Below are 19,590 nucleotides of genomic sequence, written 5' to 3'. Positions count from 1 at the left end.
TACTATATTAACTAGTTTACTGACGTTGAGTAGCTGAGTAGTTAATTTTCAAAGCGTAAGCTTGACGAAGAGCCTGCTTCACATCGGTTACGATACCCATCTTTGTGTCCTTATCAACTTTCAAAGAAACGGTCATAAACGGCTGGTCTTCTTCTTTCATGTTCAAACGCTCTTGAGTAATGTAGTCCTGAACTTCAGATACTTCAGCAAACTTATCGTTCAACTGAATACGGCTTTCAGCACCCATTTTCTTTTGGAACTCCGGCAACGGCTTACCTATATAGATAAAGGAAACCAAAGACTTCTTTTCCAATTTCTCCAACTCTGTTCCTTGAGGAACCTGAAATTGAACCTTCAATGTAACCTCACGCATGGTTGTTACAATCATAAAGAAGAACAACATGGTAAAGATAAGGTCAGGCAATGAAGAGGTATTCAACTCAGGCATTCCACGTTTACCTGTTTTATTAAATTTTCCCATTACTTACCTCCATACTTTTTAGGTTCAGCCTCAGAAATCTTCTGCGGATAATATTCACGGATTGCTTTTTGCTCATCTTCATCACATTGAGCATAAGTCTTGCCAAATTTAGCCTTACCTAACTCATCACGTAATTCATTATAAGCAGCAACCAATTCATTCTGAACGTCAATATATGCTTTATAGCTAGTACCAACGTCATTCTGAACAGAGATTACGTGCTTTTCCGTAATCATACAATCACCCAGCAAAGGAATATTCTTTCTATGCTTTTCAGGCAATTTTTCGTCATCATACGGATTGACTATAAATTCTTTTGCCTTTTCTTTTAATTGCTTAATGTCAATGTAGTCCTGACCACACATCAGTTGGTCATCTTTGTTCAAACGAACCTGGAGTACATTACGTTCCTTTACAATAATATCATCTTGTTTCTGATCCTTGTTTTCGGGAGGAGGCGGAAGACGTCTCGCCAAACCACGGTCAGTATCCATTGATGTTGTAATCAGGAAGAAAATAAGCAACATAAAGGCAATATCAGCTGTTGAGCTGGAGTTAATTCCAGGTACGGCTCTTTTCTTTCTTGCCATTTTACTTACTTCGTTTTTTAATTGTTAAATATCAATGAGATAATATTATTTCTTAAAGATACCAGACAGGTTGATCAAAGTACCGACAGCTGCAACTCCAAACAAGAAATAGATAGAATAGATCAGCATATCAGTTATTTTCAACCAGAAAGCATCAGTATAAGGACCTGTACCAGTCATAACAGTAGCATCCGAACCCATAGAGTAAGAAACTACCAATACTACAACCAATAATACGATACCCAACAAAGATTTGATGGCACTTTTCGGATTATCTCTTAATGCAGCGCCAAACTGTGCAATAGCACCAATTAGGGTAACAGCAACGCAAATACCAAACATTGCATACATCAAGTATATCAATGTTTCTGTATGAGCCGGTTCATTGTATTCCCCGACCGGATTATTATATCCCACGAAGTAGAACATGCCCAGCACCACCAAAATCAATGCAATGCAGACATATAATGCATAGTAGGACATTTTATATGATAACTTAGCCATTGTTCTAATTATTTTTTGTATTTCAAGTTATATTTCATGATCATGTCAAGCAAAGTGATAGAAGAATCTTCCATCTGGCTTGTGATAGCTTCAATCTTAGAAAGGATGTAGTTATAGAATACCTGAAGGATCAATGCTACAACCAAACCGAAGATAGTAGTAATCAAAGCCACCTTCATACCACCAGCTACAACTGTCGGAGAAATATCACCAGCCTGTTGGATCTTATCGAACGCCATAACCATACCGATTACAGTACCCAAGAATCCCAAAGACGGAGCCATGGCGATAAACAATGTAATCCAAGAGCATCCTTTTTCAAGGTAACCTGCCTGAACACCACCGTAAGAAACAACAGAACGTTCAACTACGTCAACGCCTTCGTCGATTCTCATCAAGCCCTGATAGCAAATAGAAGCGACAGGACCGCGAGTGTTACGACATACTGTCTTAGCAGCTTCAACATCACCTTTTTCCAAAGCAGCTTCGATGTTAGCCATCAACTTCTTTGTGTTCACTTCAGCCAAACTTAAATAAATGATACGTTCAATACAGAAAGCCAAACCTAAAACCAATGCGATGGCTACCAATGACATAAAGTCAGCAGAACCTTCAATAAATTTAGTCTTTAACTCTTTGTGAAGACCACCACCTTCTTCAACTACTGCTGCTTCAGTAGTCTGTTCTGTTTGAGCCGGAGCTGCGTCTTGAGCCATAATAGGCTGAACTGATCCTAAAGTAAGGACTCCCATCACTGCAAGAATTGCAAATAACTTTTTCATTGTGTGTCTAATTTTTTAAGATTAATTAATTAATTGTTATTTATTTGTTTTAATTGTTTTCCTGCTTTTTGTGCTTTCCATAACAACGGCGGAGAGAGCGGGATTCGAACCCGCGAAACACTTTTGACGTTTACACGCTTTCCAGGCGTGCCTCTTCAACCACTCGAGCATCTCTCCTTATTTCGGGCTACACAATACTATCTTTTTTAAAATCGGGTGCAAATTACAAAGAAAATCGGGAATTGCAAGCGATTTCAGCTACAAATGTATTCTTTTTTTTCGTCTTACGCAGAATTAACCCTGTCATTATTGAAATTACTCATCAAAATTAATAAACTTTAAAAACTTATTCAGCCATTTTGAACACTTTTAAAGCATTATTGGTAGTGGTTCTGTCAATGTATTCAAAATCCACAGCATAAATTTCAGCAAGTTTCACGGCTACATTCTTTATATAGGAGGACTCGTTCCGTTTCCCTCTGAAAGGGGTCGGAGCCAGATAGGGAGCGTCCGTCTCAAGAACAATCCTATCCAGAGGAATATGCGTCAGGATTCCGGGCAGAGTGCTTTTTTTAAAGGTAACAACCCCATTTATCCCAATCACAAAATGAGCATACTCCAAAACTCTCTCAGCCTCTTCCTGCGTTCCCGTGAAACTATGGAAGACTCCGCTTAACTCTGTCGTCCGGTAAGGCTCCATTACTTCAAACAACTCAGGAAAAGCTTCACGGCAATGCAGCACCAAAGGCAAATGATACTCCAACGCCCACTGGATCTGTATATCCAATACCTTCTGTTGTTCTTTCAAATAAGTTTTGTCCCAATACAAATCCATCCCCACCTCTCCTATAGCTATAAAAGGATGTTCATCGGAAAGCATTTTTTTCATTCCATGAATACGGGATAACGAATCTGCATCAACAGAAGTCGGATGAAATCCGATCATAGGGAAACAATATCCCTGATATGCCGTACAAACGCCCAGCATCGCTTCTATGGTAGTGTCATCAATATTCGGCATGAAGACTTTAGAAACTCCGGTAGCTCTGGCACGTTCTATCACTGCCGGCAAATCTTCCGCAAACTCTTCAGCAAACAGATGGGAATGTGTATCAATCATATCACACTTTTCTATTCATCAAATGGCAAACAAAAGATTTCAATTCTTCTTTTTTCCCGGAAGGCATAGCTATGCTTTCCAATAAAGAAAGCCCTTCAGCATAATATTCGTTGATCTTCTCCTCACAAATCCTGCCGATTCCGATCTTGTCATAAAGCTTCGTCACAGCCCTAATTTTTTCTTCCGGACAGAAATCGGTGCACGATATCCATTTTTCCAGTTCCTCCCGTTGCTGTCCGTCAGCCAAAGCCAAGGCATTAATCAGCATAAACGTCTTTTTGTTGCATAAAATATCTCCTCCGATATTCTTTCCGAATACCTTCGGGTCTCCATACACATCCAGAAAATCATCCTGCAACTGGAAGGCCAATCCCATCTTAATGCCGAAGTCGTACAGCTTTTGCGCCTCATCTTCCGGAGCGTCCCCCAGCACTGCACCTATTTTTAACGCGGCGGACAAAAGCACAGAGGTCTTCAGACGAATCATCTCGATATATTCAGATACGGTAACATCATTGCGCGTCTCAAATTCCATATCCCACTGCTGTCCTTCACAGATTTCCAGAGCGGTCTGACTGAAAATATCCATCACTTGCTTTAAATAGCGATCCGGGCAATTGTTCATCAGCCGGTAAGCCAACACCAGCATGGCATCCCCCGAAAGAATAGCCGTATTCTCATCCCACACCTTATGCACGGTAGGCTTGTTTCTGCGCATATCCGCACGATCCATCAAATCATCGTGCAACAATGTATAATTATGATACGTTTCTATGCCTGCCGCCTGCGATAGGATATCCTCCACATTTTCTTTATAAAGCTGATAGGAAAGTAACATTAAAACAGGTCGTATACGTTTGCCACCTAACGAAAGGACGTATTCTATAGGAGCATATAATCCTTTCGGTTCACGCACATAGGGCATTGTAGCAAGGTATGCATTTACCTTATCCAATAATTGTTCTGCAGAAAAAGCCATAAGATGATTTTGATTAAGGGGTTACTAGAAAAAGAGGCTGCTTTAGGGCAGCCTCTCAATTAAGATATTGAAGTATTTTATTACTGTAATTTGAAAGTTACAGGCACTGTATATTTCACACGTACAGCCTTACCACGTTGTTTTCCAGGTTTCCATTTCGGCATGGTCTTGATTACGCGGAGAGCTTCCTTATCCAAGTAAGGGTCTACACTACGTACAACCACCGGGTCAACGATAGAACCGTCCTTGTTCACAACAAACTGAACGATAACCTTACCTTGCACACCGTTTTCCTGAGAAATAGTGGGATATTTAATATTCTTACCTAAGAACTTCAAACATTCAGCCATACCACCGGGGAATTCAGGCATTTCTTCTACCACCTGGAAAATTTGTTGTTCTTCGGGTTCTTCTTCTTCAACTTCTACCGGAACGTATTTAACTTCTACAGCCTGACCGGTTTCTTCTGAAGCCTGAATCGTAGTTTCTTCTACTTTAGCATCGTTTTCAACAATCTGAAGCACTTCTTCTACTTTAGGAGCCTCGGGAGGAGGAGGAGCTTGCTTCTGTTCCTGTTCCGTGATAGGAATAATTTCTTCTTCAAATACGACATCAGTTATACCTGTATCCGTAGTCACTTGTTTATCGCGATCAGTCCATTCGAAAGCTACAAACATGAGAGCAAGGATAAACACATAACCGATAAGCAGCCAGGTACTTTTTTTACCTTCGAGATCTGCTTTGGGCGATTTTTTAATTTCCATAAATTGTGTTTTAAAAATTAAGTGTTTCTCACTGAGGGCAAATGTAACACAAATCTTTTAAATAAAAAGTATTTTCACATGAAAAATATGCTAATTCATTTTATTTTCACTCTATTTCATAGACATACACCCAACTTTTGCCTATCTTTGAACCGTTTTTTAGTAGTCACTTATACATTAATTATATATGAAGAAAATAACTATTGCCATTGACGGCTATTCATCGTGTGGTAAAAGCACCATGGCCAAAAACCTGGCACGTGAGATAGGATACATTTATATTGATAGTGGCGCCATGTATCGCGCTGTTACATTATATAGTTTGCAGAAAGGGTTCTTTACGGAAAAAGGCATCGAAACCGAAGCTTTAAAAGCAGCGATGCCCGATATACATATTTCATTCCGGTTGAATCCGGAGACACAACGTCCCATGACTTTCCTGAACGGCACAAATGTGGAAGAGGCCATCCGCAGCATGGAGGTTTCCTCTCATGTAAGCCCCGTCGCCGCCTTAGGGTTTGTACGCGAGGCTTTGGTGAAACAACAACAGGAAATGGGAAAGGCCAAAGGAATTGTCATGGACGGAAGAGACATCGGAACCGTTGTTTTCCCCGATGCCGAACTGAAAATATTTGTAACTGCCTCGGCCGCCATACGCGCACAGCGCCGTTATGATGAATTGAGAAGTAAAGGACAAGAGGCCTCTTATGAAAAGATTCTGGAGAATGTGGAGGAACGCGACCGTATAGACCAGACTCGTGAGGTAAGCCCGCTACGGCAGGCGGATGACGCTATCTTGTTAGACAACAGCCACATGAGCATTGCCGAGCAGAAACAGTGGCTGACCGAAAAATTTCAAGCAGCGATAAATGGTTAACATAGAGATAGACGAAGGATCAGGTTTCTGCTTCGGAGTCACCACCGCTATCCGTAAAGCAGAAGAAGAGCTGGCAAAAGGAAACACCCTTTATTGCCTGGGAGACATTGTGCACAACGGACAGGAATGCGAACGGCTGAAAAAGATGGGACTTATCACGATCAATCACGAAGAGTTTGCCCAATTGCACGACGCCAAAGTACTGTTGCGTGCACATGGGGAGCCTCCCGAGACATACGCCACGGCCCGTACCAACAACATCGAGATCATTGACGCCACCTGTCCGGTGGTATTGCGCCTTCAAAAGCGCATCAAACAGGAGTATGACAATGTTCCGGTAAATCAAGACACACAAATCGTGATTTATGGCAAGAACGGTCATGCCGAGGTATTGGGGCTGGTAGGACAGACCCATGGAAAAGCAATTGTCATAGAAACGCCCGCCGAAGCCGCCCATCTGGACTTCAGCAAAGACATCCGCCTGTATTCCCAGACTACCAAATCTTTGGAAGAGTTCTGGCAGATTATAGAATATATCAAGGAGCATATCTCACCCGATGCCACTTTTGAATATTACGACACCATCTGCCGGCAAGTGGCCAACCGGATGCCTAACATCCGCAAGTTCGCAGCAGCGCATGATCTGATATTCTTTGTCTGCGGACGAAAAAGTTCGAACGGAAAAATCTTATATCAGGAATGCAAAAAGGTCAACCCGAATTCATACCTCATTGACCAGCCGGAGGAAATAGACCGGAACTTGCTGGAGAACGTCCGTTCTATCGGCATTTGTGGAGCGACTTCCACTCCCAAATGGCTGATGGAAGAATGTAAAAAAGCTATCTTAAACGAAAAATAGACCAATAAAAAATAGAAAATTATCGTTGTCCAACTGATAATTTGTTAACTTTGCGACATAAAAATATTAAAATGGGTATTTATGGGAACGATTAAAAGCATTGGTATTTTAACCTCCGGAGGAGACGCTCCGGGAATGAACGCTGCCATCCGGGCAGTGACACGTTCTGCCATCTATAACGGCTTGAAAGTATATGGCATTTATAGAGGTTACAAAGGATTGGTAACAGATGAAATTCAGGAATTCAAGAGTCAGAATGTCAGTAACATCATACAAATGGGAGGTACCATTCTAAAGACCGCCCGCTGCAAAGAATTCACCACTCCCGAAGGACGGGCACAAGCTTACGAAAACATGAAGAAACATGAAATCGACGCTTTAGTCATTATAGGCGGTGACGGTTCGTTGACTGGTGCACGTATTTTCGCACAAGAATTCGATGTTCCTTGTATCGGTCTGCCCGGAACGATTGACAACGACCTGTACGGAACCGATACCACCATCGGTTATGACACAGCCTTGAACACCATTCTGGATGCAGTAGACAAGATCCGTGATACGGCAACTTCTCACGAACGTTTGTTCTTTGTCGAAGTAATGGGACGTGATGCCGGTTTTCTGGCATTGAACGGTGCCATTGCCGCAGGTGCGGAAGCAGCCATTATTCCGGAGTTCAGTACAGAAGTTGACCAACTGGAAGAATTCATCGAACATGGTTTCCGGAAGTCCAAGAGCAGCAGTATCGTACTGGTAGCCGAAAGCGAACTGACCGGAGGTGCCATGCACTATGCCGAACGTGTGAAGAACGAATATCCGCAATACGATGTGCGTGTAACTATATTAGGACACTTGCAGCGTGGCGGACGCCCCACCGCACACGACCGGATCATTGCCAGCCGTATGGGAGTGGCCAGCATCCAGGCACTGTTGGAAGGACAGCGTAATGTGATGATTGGTATTGATGACGATAAAATCGTTTATGTACCTTTCGCTAAGGCTATAAAGAACGACAAGCCTATAGACAGGGAATTGGTGAACGTACTTCACGAACTTTCCATCTAATTTTCATTCACCACAGATAACACAAAAAACGCAGATTAAATGAATAATTATAATCTGCGTTTTTTGTGTTATCTGTGATAGAAAAGCCTTATTTCAAGGTTGAGAAATAAGCATCCAATAACTTTTTGGCAGCAACAAACGAAGTCAGTTTACCCTTTAGTACCTCTTCCTCTTTGACAGCCAACATCGAAACGATCTTTTCATTGTTATAGAAACTATCACGCAAATGCTCGTTGATAGACTCATACATCCAGTACTTGGCCTGTTCATTTCTACGGTATTCAAAATAACCGTTCGCTTTCACAAAAGCGAAGTATTCATCAATCATATCCCAGATCTCCTTGATTCCAATGCCATAGAAACCGGAATACGTCATCACTTTAGGACTCCAGCCTGAATCGGGGGCAGGAAACAAATGCAACGCATTGCGGAAATGACTGGCAGCCAGTTTCGCTTTCTCAATATTGCTGCCATCGGCTTTATTGATCACAATTCCATCTGCCATTTCCATAATCCCTCTCTTAATCCCCTGCAACTCATCACCCGTACCGGCCAGTTGAATCAATAAAAAGAAATCCACCATGGAATGTACAGCCGTTTCACTCTGCCCTACTCCAACCGTCTCTACAAAAATCTTATCAAATCCCGCCGCCTCACAAAGTATGATCGTCTCACGAGTCTTACGGGCCACTCCTCCCAACGAACCGGCCGACGGACTAGGCCGTATAAAAGACTTCGGATGAACAGATAACTTCTCCATACGAGTCTTGTCTCCCAAAATACTGCCTTTAGAACGCTCACTGCTAGGGTCAATGGCCAGCACAGCCAGCTTCCCCCCCTTTTCAAGCACATGCAACCCGAAAACATCAATCGATGTACTTTTTCCTGCACCGGGCACCCCGCTGATACCGATACGCATCGACTTTCCCGAATAAGGAAGACACTTCTCTATCACTTCCTGGGCAATAGCCTGATGTTCCGGTTTCACACTCTCCACCAAAGTAACCGCCTGACTCAATACGGTCACATCACCCTTTACAATGCCCTCTACATATTCGTCTACAGAAAACTCGCGACGACGGGGTTTCTTACGCAGTTTCAAATAAGGATTCACAATGGATGGCTGCTCAATGCCTTTATTTACAGTCAATCCCTTATATTCTTCACTATTTTCAGGATGTTCCATAGCTATTTTTTTGAGGTTACTTTTACTTTAATAATTATCTTCGGATTGTTAGGATCATTGGTTATCATCAAAACACGCGGAGTACCCTTTACTTTCTTCAAGTTTTGACCGAAAGCGGTAATCTTCAACTTGGTAGATGCACCCGGTTTCAAGACACGTTTCTTCAGCTGGACCCCTAAAGCAGAATTGAACACCTGCAAGTCGCGGATCTCCAGATTGGATTTTCCTACATTCTTCACAATAATGGTATACGCCTTCTTTTCATCACCCGCCAATGCCCCCATCTGTAATTCTTGGGCAGAAAGATGGATCGCAGGAGGATTCAGACGTTCCTGCTGGCTGATATGCGAGAAATCAGGCAATAACACGGCAGAGACCGGAATTTCATTTTCCTCTCCCACCTTGTCTCCCGGGAAGCGGGACAGATAAACAGAAGCCGTTGTCAAACCCAGTTTAGGCAGCTTCTCCGTATCCAGAGTAATCTTGATTTTACCCGTACGCCCTCTTCCCAGTTTTTCCGGAGTGGCAACGGCACTGAGGTAAGGAGGCAAATGCATCAACACAGGGGTATACAGCTTGTCTGAAGTATTGGCAACCAGCAATTCCATTGTCGGTTTATCTCCTTTATTGGCATCTTCAAACTCTATTTCCTCCTTGTCCAGACGAATAGCGCCGATTTGATAAGGATGAGTGAAAGTATAGTTTTTAGGATCGGCAGTCACTTCTCCACGAATGGCCAGGTAGATGGGCTTAGTGGAAGCGTTGCAATAAATACCTACGCTCTTTTGGAAACGTCCGATGGCCTTGGCGTCGAACGTGGAACTTACAATCCCGGTCTTTCCCGGCGCAATGGGTTCTTTAGTCCAATCGGCAACCGTGCATCCACAAGAAGTGGTCACATTGGATATCACTAAAGGCTTGTCTCCTTTATTGGTGATTTTAAAGATGGCCGTCACCGGATTTTTCCATAAAATGGTTCCAAACTCATGCGTTGTCTTATCAAATAATGCTTTGGGTTGCGCCTGTACTCCCAAGGCTACAGCCAGTAGCAGACTTACTATCAGTGAAATATGTTTCATACAATTATTTTATGCTTTTTAGATAGCAAAGATAGATAAAAAACATCCTTTACCCATTTTTTCAGCCTATAATTTATTTTATCTTATGAATAACACTTATCTTTGCCCCTCATTAAAAATCAGATAAATTATGAAAATAGTAAAACACTACTGGTTCATTGCCGTTGCACTGATTGCAATGATCGGCTTCTCTTCGTGTGAAAGTGATGAGGAAAGAGGCTTTGATATTTCAGGGATGTATGGTAAGACCTGGTATGGAGATCTAGGATTTGAAGATCCATACGGAGAACCTCTTTACAGTTATATCACATTCACCTCGGGGGCTTCTTCAGATCATGGTGTAGGCACAGAAGAGCGTTGCTATTATGACGATGAACTTTATAGGATATATAAGTTTGATTGGGAAATACGCGATGGATGGCTGTATCTTTTCTATAATGACAACTATCGTTTCATCATCAGATACCCGTCCGTTTCCGGCCGCTATTTCTATGGCACGGCAGAAGATGGATTTGACATCAGGCTGGAATGGATAGATGGCAGAAGTGTGAGAAAAAAGTAAGTTATCTTCATCGGCAAAGTAAGATAACTAACTTTGCCGATGAAGATAACTTAAATGCCCGATGAAGATAACTTACTTTTTTTCTGAAATCACACAGTTGCCCCAAGACAACCTGTTTCCTTATTTCACTATCACCCGGTATCCTGCCGTATGCCCTCCGAACTCCGGAGCATAAGCAGACTGTACAGTCGCCATTCCCGCCTGATATTCTCCTGTCCGGTTCATATACACCTGATATTCTATCACGTATGTTCCTTTTCTCATCTGATCGATAAAGAACTGAGTCGAAGCATCTTTGGTAGCCTGATAATATCCCAGCCCGTTGCTCCAACGGAAGCCCGAAACTGCCTGTAACGGTTCCATACAAGCCGCGCGGTCATCCTTGATCTGAACAAAATCCATATCACGGTCGGCCTTTACAGTCAGGCGAACGGTAATCTTATCGCCCACCTTTAACGAAGCTGATTCATTCAAAGCTTCATCCCCTTTATATAACCGGCGGCTGACAGACAATCCGTTTTCCTGCCCGCTAATTTGATCCATACTTTCCAGATATTGGGCATAAACGGCTCCCCAACCCATTCCGGCTCCTTCTTTATCCACCCTTACTTTCTTGATATTCATCACCTCACCGGACACCGTCTTCTTGATATAACCGATGGCATCATCCGCCGGAGTCCGGATCACTTCTTTACCCAACGTAATCTCTACTCCTCCTGTATTCGCCAATAAATCCGAAACCCCTGTAGCCATCAATGCATACACCGCATCAGCCGTGGCTATCGGTGTTTCCCAAGTCTGTGTCTGTTTCTGCTTCAACAGCCAGCGTTTCATTTCATCGATTGCTTTCGTATCTTTGGTTATACGCTGTATAGCTTCCATAGCAGCCACTTCAGTCGGGATTTTATAACTGAACCATGAATATCGGGCTTTAGGAGTATCAAAGTAACGTCCCATTTCATCCGTCACAACAGAATATTCCATCAATGACTGCATAAACAGCTTGGCTTCTGCCACCTTACCAGCTTGCTGCAAGATGATAGCTCCCAACGCCTTTCCATAAATGGTCAGTTCTTTTCCCTCACCGGACAACTTGTCTATGAAATACCGATTCACCTTTTTATCAACCGGAGCCTTGCCATCCAAAGCGCAGACATACAAATACCTGAGCACCTGTTCGGACGGACGGATACCGACGGCTCCTTTCTTTTCAGCTTCTTTCATGGACTGATACTCCTGCGCCACCTGCTTGCCTAAATACCCGAACCCTTTTTGAATCATAGGCTGCACCCGGCTGTCAGCCTCCTGATGAGTCAATGCATTCAGCCGGACAAGCATTTCCATTACCTGAGTGGTTACATAGCGGCTGCCTTGCATACCTTTATACCAACTCCATGCGCCATCGGCATTTTGCAATTCTCCCAGTTTCTCTACAGAAACAGCCAGTTGGCTATTCATTGTATTCAGGTCAAACAAAGTGGCGATACGCTGTTTTTGTTCGGCTTCATTGGTAGCTTCTGTCAACCAGGGAGTTTCAGCCAGCAGGATATTTTTCAATTCCTGATTCTTTTGCAGATTGCTCATAAAAGTCTCCTTCGTGCCACCTTGGGCCTTCCAGCTATCAAAGACCTGCTTGATACGGGGATTTTCTTTGACTATAAACGCAGCCAATGAATTGGCATAATAAGCTGTAGCCCAGGAAAGTGCATCTTCATTCTGAGGATGAGCCACTACAGGCAAAGCCTGCACGGCATACCAAGCCGGATTGGCAGTAAATTCCACGGTCAACCGTTGTCCGGAAGCCGTTTTGCTATGCTTGTTAAACAGATTTTCCAAAGAGAACGTATGCACACCTTCCCCATTCACGTTCAGAGGAATGGTTTCCGTCACCCACTGTTTGTCTGTCAGTACGGGGATGTAACGCTGTTCTCCATCACTGAAAGTATCTCCATCCGCTACCATCCGGCATGCCATTACCGCATATTTGTCACTCACTTCAAAAGTAAAGTTCACATGCCCGGTTTCTCCTCCCTTCACATCAAACTTCTGTTTTTGTGAATAGAATACCTTTTCTGTTTCCGGATTGAACAATTCCATGCGGACAATCCCTTTCACTCCCTTGTCCGACAGGTTCATCAGTGAAGCGGCAATATTCGCCTTATCTCCCACGCGGACAAAGCGGGGCATATTAGGCTGAAGCATAAACTCCTTGCTGGCAGTAGCGGTAGCCTCTATCTTTCCATAATCCACATTCCGGGTATGTGCCAAGCCCATAAACTTCCATCGGGTAAGGCTTTCGGGCAGTACAAAGGAAATACTTACCTCTCCTTTTTCATTGGTGCGAAGCTGTGGGTAGAAGAATGCCGTTTCCGCAAAGTTTTCACGTATCTGTATATCGCCCGTTTCTGCCAGTTCTTCAGAACTGCCCATTTCTGCATTTTCCAGTGCAGACATTTCTACCATTTCTTCCTGAAGCACCATATCAGTAACAGCCTCTTGTTTCATCACAGAATTTGCGACACTCGTACCTTTCATCTTCACTGCTCCTGTAAGAGCGGCACGAGGCATGCCTCCATAGCCTACCACCATAGCTTCCATTCTTCCTGTGGACGGAACCAGCAATTCACTATATTTCAAAGAAGCCTCACGAAGCATCTTCAACGGGAAATGAACATACAAATAGGCGTTCCGCATAGAAGATGTATTCCAATAAGTCAATGGAGCCACATAATGAAAATCCGGTCTGAAGTCCAGCCGATGTGCACTATAGATCTTATCCAGCGAAGCATCATACATGGTAGCCAGCATTTCAGCCTCAGCCGGGCGCCCGTCCGGATAAAGCACCGTCAGTTTCCATTCCTCTTGCTGTCCCGGACGGAGTTTGTCACGGAACGTAGTCCATTTCAACTGTAATTTCTTCTCAGGAGCCGGTTTCATGATCTGTGCATGATGACTGTAAAGTCTTCCGTCTTTCACAAATGCCAGACTGACCAGAATGCCGTCACCATATTCTTTCTTATAAGGGAAGCGGAAACCGGCCACCGAGTCCGAAAGCTGTATACGTTTGCTTTCCAAACGCTTATTCCCTGCAAATACATCATAAAGCAGATAGACATTCTTTTCGCTGCTACCTATATATATAGTAGCTGGAGATGCCGCGTCAAATTCCAGACCATCCTGATAGAACCAATCCGTTGTCACGATGGGCGGACGCTTGTCGTTCAAGGAGAACAGAAGGAAATTCTTAGATGCCGTACACTCTCTGCCCTGCGTATCCTTAGCCGAAAGCTTCAAACGATAATTACCGGAAGGCAGGGCATAAATAGCCTCAGGAACAAAACTCGTGTTGGCTTGCACCGTACCGGTCAATACCTTTCTGCCTTCTTTTTCCTGACCGTCTTTCTGCTTCTCCATCTCGACCACCTGATAAGTGACCGGAGTATCTACCGGCTCACCCGAAAGGTTCATGGCTGTCAGTTTTATTTCCGGCTTCTTTTCTTTCACCCAATTATCGGGCAGATTATCCATATTCAGCACCATTGAAGTGCTTCCTAAAGGCAATGACAAATTAGCTTGCTGTGTTTCACCTGCACCATCCGTCACATCCGCCTGTATGTGGTACGTATAATACCACAACGGAGATTCTCTCCTGTCCGAATCTATTTCAAAATGTACCGGAATGCTGAACTTACCTTCCGCATCGGTCATTGCCTCTCCTTCCCAACGGGCTGAGCTTCGGCCCATAAACCGCCAGAACCAGGCATAGGAACGGGATATGCTATAATGTACCCTGGCATGCTGCACAGGTGCACCGGCAAAAGTTTTTGCCATACCCACCACTTCTATAGAGTCACCCGCTTGATACTCTACTTTCACGGGCTCAAACGTGACATCAAAGGTGGGACGTTTATATTCTTCTACCTTAAAACTGACAGAAGTATCGGCCGCACGCAAACTAAAATAACCGGTCAGGCAAGGAGAGGGTAAAACAAACTGTCCGCTGAATGAGCCAAACCCATTCGTCCTCACTTCTACTTTTCCTGTTTCATTATTATTCGCATCATACAGGGATACCGTATATTTTTTATCTGCCAGCACACGCGTAGAATCCTTTTCCATCTCATAAACCAAGCCGGATACATATACGGTTTGACCGGGACGGTAAACGGAGCGGTCGGTAAATAATTGCAAAACTTCTTTCCTCTTGCTCTCTTGATAGTAATAATCGTTTTTCCAAAGATTCAAGATGGGCATCGCGTTATCAGCCGCCGTATGTGCATTGTACCCGTATCTTTTACCTTTCAGGAAATCCAGTTTCAACGTACCCTGTTTATCCGCCTGATAAGTCTGTTGGGGAGCATATCCTCCCCCCTTCTCCGTATAAACGGTTACTTCCGCTTCCGAAACCGGCTGTCCGCTCCCTGCATCTACCACCACCAATTCCAACGCGCCATCCGGCAGCGGACGGTAAATGGTCTTTAAAGCGGTGACATACATCAATGTTCCGTCCGAAACGCCCTTCTTGCCATCGGGCACAGCCTTTAAGAAATAAATTCCCGCTTGCGGAGCCTGTATGGTCAGGGTGGTATCGACATTCAAATAATCTGTAGTAGGTTTCAAAGAAAAATGCTCCTCGCGTTGCAAACGGGCATATTTACTTTCAAAGCCGGCAGTCCGGTTCTGCAATACGGCAGAGGTAACGGGTAAATTCACCTTATAGAGTTGCAGGGTGATGCCGGTAAGGTTCTTATAATTTACCTTCACCGACTGCTGTTCACCCGGGTAAGCCGTAGCTATTTCCAGTGAAAGACTTGCATTCAGAATTTCTCGTTCTATATTCTTCAGCTGGTTGATCCCTTCGTAACGGGGGTATCCGGCTATTCCTTCACGAACTATCCGCAAGCGCTCTACCTGATTATTTTGATACTGTAGGAATTGTGCCAAAGCCAGATAAACTTCAGGAACTGTTTTCACAGCCGGATAAGTATGCATCCACTTCCGGAGTTCCTGTTGGCATACGTCATTCGAGAAGTTTCCGGAAAAATGGCGGTACAGGTAATTCAATGCATCTATCCCGGTCAGCAACCAACCCTCGCGCTCCGTTTCCGTATCGTATGCTTTCAGCAAGGACTGATAAGTCTGCATGACAGCTGCTGTCAGGTCGCAATCAGAGACGGGGACAAACTGATAAGTCACAAACCGATCCATATCCGTCATATCCGCAGGCAGGCTGTTTGTCTGATTTGCTTTAGAGGCCGCCTGCCACCTGTACTGCTGCATGATCTGTATGGCACGACGTGCCAGCAGGTTGTACAGATTATCACGGAAATACCGTTTGCTTGCCTCCCCCACCTTTACCATAGGTTTAAACTTCTCAACCGGGACAAGCAATAACTTATCTTTGTCTTTCAAGGATAATTGCAGATAATCAAATCCTTTTTTTATACTGTCGGTCATCGTCATTTCCCCCAGAATGGAATACAATATAGCTTTGTCCTCCACACTGCCGGTTCGGGAAGCCCATTGTTCCAGCCCTTTCATATCTACCTTCAAGCTATCGGGCGTTAAAAGGGAACGGTACTGCATGGCAGTGAGATAGGCTTTCATCATTTGCGGTACATTCTGTTCCGCTTTTGCTTTATCGTAGATTTTCATTGCTTCGGAAATAACCGATTGGGGCAGATCCTTTTGTTCCAATACCTCCAGTTCTTTCCACATTTTATCGTATGTCTGTGCCTGCATAGGAGCCAATACGCTCATTACCAGCAACACGATCAACGAATAATACCGAATTTTCATAGTTGCAATCTTTTAGTTCATACTCAGTATCCTTTTAACAAAGAAACGAAATAGATGTTGAAAGACTGCACACGTTTTAATTAAAATAACTAAAACAGGGAAGGAAAACAGGTTTATTGGAGAGTTATCAATGGGCAGCCATACCAATTTTTAAACTTAGCGGAATAAGCCATTTCCAACATAAGTTCGTCAGTCAGTTCTTGTTCGTCAGGCAGTTCAGCAGTATCAAGTTCTTTACGAAAAGCGCCAAATAGTAATAATCGATATTTCCGGTCATCACCCAGCAAATGCCAAGGTGTAGCAAGATTCGGCAAAGCCGCAACAGCTTTCCGCAAATATGTATCGGCAGAAGGATTGCCACACCAGCGGGCAATGTAACCATAGCGAGCATAATCAGACGGAGTATCTCCCGGTGCAGGCCGGAGAAGCCAAAGTCTGTCACGCAAGTTCTGATAAAATAACGTATCGGTTTGCCGCCATTTTCTGACACGTTCATTTGTCAGCAATCGAGGCATATAACGGACGGCATTCACAAACGATTGCAAAGCAAGTTCTTTCTTGTCTTGCCGGTATTGTACATCTGATAAAGAGGCCAGATAAAGCGAATTTTTCGGATAAGCCGCAACAAGCCCGTTCAATAATGTTTCGGCTTCACCTGTTTCTTTTTTAGCACAATGGAGACGGGCCTGTAAATAGGTGATTTGCAAATCCTCCGGCCGCCTTTCCGAGGCTTCCTCCAAAACTTTTGCCGCTTCACTCAAATGTTCCGTTTTACCATCGTTTTTATAAAGTGCCATCTCTTCTATAGCCTTGTTCACCCATTGGGGTGTAGCCTCCATAGATTGCAAGGAAGGAGTATTCCAAGCAATGAAACAAACCAGTGCCACAGCCGGAAGTATATAGCCTGACGCCTTTCTCTCCCTCTTCTCCTCCATCACTACTTCCCCACTCTGCAAGAAAGCCAGCAACACATAGAGCATAAAGAATGTAAAAGGCACACACAATAATGTGGCCTGGGTCATTTCTTTTGCCAGCAAGGCCAATAGGACACAACCTATAATCCTACACTCCGACCGTTGCCTATGTTTCCATATAAAATGTAGTACCACTACCGTCAACAGCAGATAAAACATTACACCCAAGATTCCTTTCTCTACCAACAATTGCACTATAATATTTGGCGCGAACGATGTAAAAGCATGCGTACTGTCCTGATTCATGGCATGGTCTATGGCATAAGTAAAATTACCACTTCCATAGCCCAGTAACGGATGTTCACGAAATGCGTTCCAAGCAGCGTGTGCAGCATCAATCCGTCCTTCCGTACTTTGTTGCTGGGAGACCGTACGGTTCATTTGCAAAGTTGTTTTCATTTCCTGTGGAAGAAAACAAGCAGTCAAAACAATGGCTGTCGAACCGACTGCCAGCAAACGTATTTTTTCCCGTTTTGTTTCCATCCACAAAAGCCCCGCCAATAAATAAATGCCCAAAGAAATATAAGCCCCCCTTGAAAAAGAAAAGAGAATTGCCAGTACACATAGAAAAATGAATAGGGCAGAATAACGTCGCGCAAGACATATCCATCCTAAAAGAATGAGCAATACTTCTGCCCATACATTCGTAATATAGCCCAATGGACGAAACAGAAAACGGAAATGATAAGTATCCACAAACCCGGAATTTAATACAGAATGACGAAAAACATAAAAACTTCCAATAGCCAACAACAAAGCTATTCCTATCGGGATAAGTCCTCCTTCTACCACCCAATAAAAGATAGATCCTTCAGCTAATATCCGACGAAGCAGAAAGTAAACCGTCCAACCAAAAACAGCATAGAATGCCGGAAAGATTGCCGGTGCCATACATTCTGCCCAATAGCATGAAAACAATTCATACACCGTAATAAGAGAAAGAATCCAATCTATCCGTGTCCATTGGCGAAAGGGCAATGCCCCTACCCATGCCAAACCGCATGTCGATAGCAGCAAACCTATATGATAGTTGTCTTCCATCCGGAACAAAAGCATTGCCATTATCGCTAATACCAGCAAAGCCATCCCTACACATGCCGGACGGGAAAGAGAAAGTTTACCTGCCGACATATCGCTTCACTAAAGGAGTTACCAGTCTGTACAAAAAGTATCCTATTAACATCAAAAAGAGCAATTGCGAACCGATATTACGTAGCAACGCAAACGGAGGTGTCATATTATTAGACAAATAAAGAATCAATTCGTTTGCCTTATCGGGAAATGTATGTACAAACCGATAAAAGAACCTTGGAATGATATAAAAGAAATAGAATCCCATAAACAGATTCACCACAATAGAATAGAGCAGTAAACCGTATTTTTCCAAGGAACGGATTTGCAGTAAATAAGGTTTCTTCTCTATTGGATATTTACAAATACGCTTATACCAATAACTGAGCAGTTCCAATGACCGGGCGCGCAAATTGGGTACACCCAAAATGTCGGACGCAATCCAATAACCATCGAACTTGAAAAAAGGATTCAATGTCATCAAAAAACCTAGATTCATAATTAATATAATATAACGCAAAGTATCATTTCCGGTAAGTTCAAAAGCTACTAACAGAATTATTAACCAATAGCTTTGAAAATAAACACCAGCAATATTCACCACACACCTTTTTGCTCTACTCAACCTCCACACCTCTGTTACATCCGTATAAAGTACAGGAAAATTTAGATACAATCCAAATCCTATTGCACCATGTTTTATTCCATAATATTTACAAGCAGAAGCATGACCCAATTCATGAAAGAAAGAGGAAGCAAGCATAAAGACAATTAATCCAATTACCATATAAATGTCAACTTTATTGTTGAACATCAATAAATTGTCAGAACTTAGGAAAAAATAAATATCCAAAAGTACAGCTATAAAGAGCACAACAAGCATATACGTCTTACTGAACAT

General features: G+C 43.3%; 16 protein-coding genes and 1 tRNA gene. 4 read left to right on the top strand and 13 right to left on the bottom strand.

Translation table 11 applies throughout. The features are described 5' to 3' along the window. Nucleotides 1-16: 16 nt before the first annotated feature. The 8 genes from ACYQ0C_RS04710 to ACYQ0C_RS04675 all read right to left on the bottom strand — a co-directional run bounded on the left by ACYQ0C_RS04710 (nucleotide 17) and on the right by ACYQ0C_RS04675 (nucleotide 5,220). Nucleotides 17-481 carry an ExbD/TolR family protein gene (locus ACYQ0C_RS04710; RefSeq protein ID WP_016277179.1) on the bottom strand — a complete coding sequence of 155 codons (465 nt, stop codon included), beginning with the start codon at nucleotides 479-481 and terminating at the stop codon, nucleotides 17-19. After that, on the bottom strand, nucleotides 481-1,071 hold the full coding sequence (locus ACYQ0C_RS04705; RefSeq protein WP_007836224.1) for an ExbD/TolR family protein: 591 nt from the start codon (nucleotides 1,069-1,071) through the stop codon (nucleotides 481-483). Before ACYQ0C_RS04705 ends, ACYQ0C_RS04710 begins: the two co-directional genes overlap by 1 nt. Nucleotides 1,072-1,116: 45 nt before the next feature. Then, complete coding sequence (locus ACYQ0C_RS04700; protein ID WP_016277178.1) at nucleotides 1,117-1,575, bottom strand: hypothetical protein; 459 nt, start codon at nucleotides 1,573-1,575, stop codon at nucleotides 1,117-1,119. An 8-nt stretch (nucleotides 1,576-1,583) separates the two neighbouring features. Further along, on the bottom strand, nucleotides 1,584-2,357 hold the full coding sequence (locus ACYQ0C_RS04695; protein WP_016277177.1) for a MotA/TolQ/ExbB proton channel family protein: 774 nt from the start codon (nucleotides 2,355-2,357) through the stop codon (nucleotides 1,584-1,586). Nucleotides 2,358-2,446: 89 nt separating this feature from the next. Next, a tRNA-Ser gene (locus tag ACYQ0C_RS04690) sits at nucleotides 2,447-2,534 on the bottom strand. Between the two features lie 169 nt (nucleotides 2,535-2,703). Beyond that, entirely contained in the window at nucleotides 2,704-3,477 is a 774-nt protein-coding gene (locus ACYQ0C_RS04685; protein ID WP_016277176.1) for a TatD family hydrolase, read from the bottom strand. Between the two features lies 1 nt (nucleotide 3,478). After that, on the bottom strand, nucleotides 3,479-4,456 hold the full coding sequence (locus ACYQ0C_RS04680) for a polyprenyl synthetase family protein (protein ID WP_016277175.1): 978 nt from the start codon (nucleotides 4,454-4,456) through the stop codon (nucleotides 3,479-3,481). Between the two features lie 80 nt (nucleotides 4,457-4,536). Next, complete coding sequence (locus tag ACYQ0C_RS04675; protein ID WP_016277174.1) at nucleotides 4,537-5,220, bottom strand: energy transducer TonB; 684 nt, start codon at nucleotides 5,218-5,220, stop codon at nucleotides 4,537-4,539. Nucleotides 5,221-5,407: 187 nt separating this feature from the next. Here ACYQ0C_RS04675 and cmk point away from each other — a divergent pair, with 187 nt between their 5' ends. The 3 genes from cmk to pfkA all read left to right on the top strand — a co-directional run bounded on the left by cmk (nucleotide 5,408) and on the right by pfkA (nucleotide 8,018). Further along, nucleotides 5,408-6,097 carry a (d)CMP kinase gene (gene cmk, locus ACYQ0C_RS04670; RefSeq protein ID WP_016277173.1) on the top strand — a complete coding sequence of 230 codons (690 nt, stop codon included), beginning with the start codon at nucleotides 5,408-5,410 and terminating at the stop codon, nucleotides 6,095-6,097. Next, complete coding sequence (locus ACYQ0C_RS04665) at nucleotides 6,090-6,956, top strand: 4-hydroxy-3-methylbut-2-enyl diphosphate reductase (RefSeq protein WP_016277172.1); 867 nt, start codon at nucleotides 6,090-6,092, stop codon at nucleotides 6,954-6,956. The genes cmk and ACYQ0C_RS04665 overlap by 8 nt, the downstream gene beginning before the upstream one ends. An 81-nt stretch (nucleotides 6,957-7,037) precedes the next feature. Further along, complete coding sequence (pfkA, locus tag ACYQ0C_RS04660; protein ID WP_005845845.1) at nucleotides 7,038-8,018, top strand: 6-phosphofructokinase; 981 nt, start codon at nucleotides 7,038-7,040, stop codon at nucleotides 8,016-8,018. A gap of 88 nt (nucleotides 8,019-8,106) precedes the next feature. Here the strand turns inward: pfkA and meaB are convergent, their stop codons facing one another. Both meaB and ACYQ0C_RS04650 read right to left on the bottom strand, forming a co-directional pair. Further along, nucleotides 8,107-9,204 carry a methylmalonyl Co-A mutase-associated GTPase MeaB gene (gene meaB / locus ACYQ0C_RS04655; RefSeq protein ID WP_016277171.1) on the bottom strand — a complete coding sequence of 366 codons (1,098 nt, stop codon included), beginning with the start codon at nucleotides 9,202-9,204 and terminating at the stop codon, nucleotides 8,107-8,109. Between the two features lie 2 nt (nucleotides 9,205-9,206). Beyond that, nucleotides 9,207-10,283 (bottom strand): DUF1573 domain-containing protein, encoded by a 1,077-nt coding sequence (locus ACYQ0C_RS04650; RefSeq protein WP_016277170.1) that lies wholly within the window; start codon nucleotides 10,281-10,283, stop codon nucleotides 9,207-9,209. Nucleotides 10,284-10,413: 130 nt separating this feature from the next. Here ACYQ0C_RS04650 and ACYQ0C_RS04645 point away from each other — a divergent pair, with 130 nt between their 5' ends. Continuing rightward, complete coding sequence (locus tag ACYQ0C_RS04645; protein WP_016277169.1) at nucleotides 10,414-10,845, top strand: hypothetical protein; 432 nt, start codon at nucleotides 10,414-10,416, stop codon at nucleotides 10,843-10,845. A gap of 120 nt (nucleotides 10,846-10,965) precedes the next feature. On the opposite strand, the gene ACYQ0C_RS04640 is transcribed toward ACYQ0C_RS04645, so the two are convergent. From ACYQ0C_RS04640 to ACYQ0C_RS04630, 3 genes are all read right to left on the bottom strand, one after another. After that, nucleotides 10,966-16,644, bottom strand: coding sequence for an alpha-2-macroglobulin family protein (locus ACYQ0C_RS04640; RefSeq protein WP_016277168.1), 5,679 nt, complete (start codon nucleotides 16,642-16,644; stop codon nucleotides 10,966-10,968). A 113-nt stretch (nucleotides 16,645-16,757) separates the two neighbouring features. Further along, the gene (locus tag ACYQ0C_RS04635; RefSeq protein ID WP_016277167.1) at nucleotides 16,758-18,749 is read right to left on the bottom strand and encodes an O-antigen ligase family protein; all 1,992 of its coding nucleotides are present in this window, start codon (nucleotides 18,747-18,749) and stop codon (nucleotides 16,758-16,760) included. Continuing rightward, nucleotides 18,736-19,476, bottom strand: a complete 741-nt coding sequence (locus ACYQ0C_RS04630; RefSeq protein ID WP_235783064.1) for a hypothetical protein — start codon at nucleotides 19,474-19,476, stop codon at nucleotides 18,736-18,738. The genes ACYQ0C_RS04635 and ACYQ0C_RS04630 overlap by 14 nt, the downstream gene beginning before the upstream one ends. Nucleotides 19,477-19,590: the final 114 nt, after the last annotated feature.

It is taken from the genome of Phocaeicola sartorii JCM 17136 = DSM 21941 (assembly GCF_054653615.1).
Note: the sequence above shows the minus strand (reverse complement) of the source record. Positions and strands in the feature narration are given on the sequence as shown.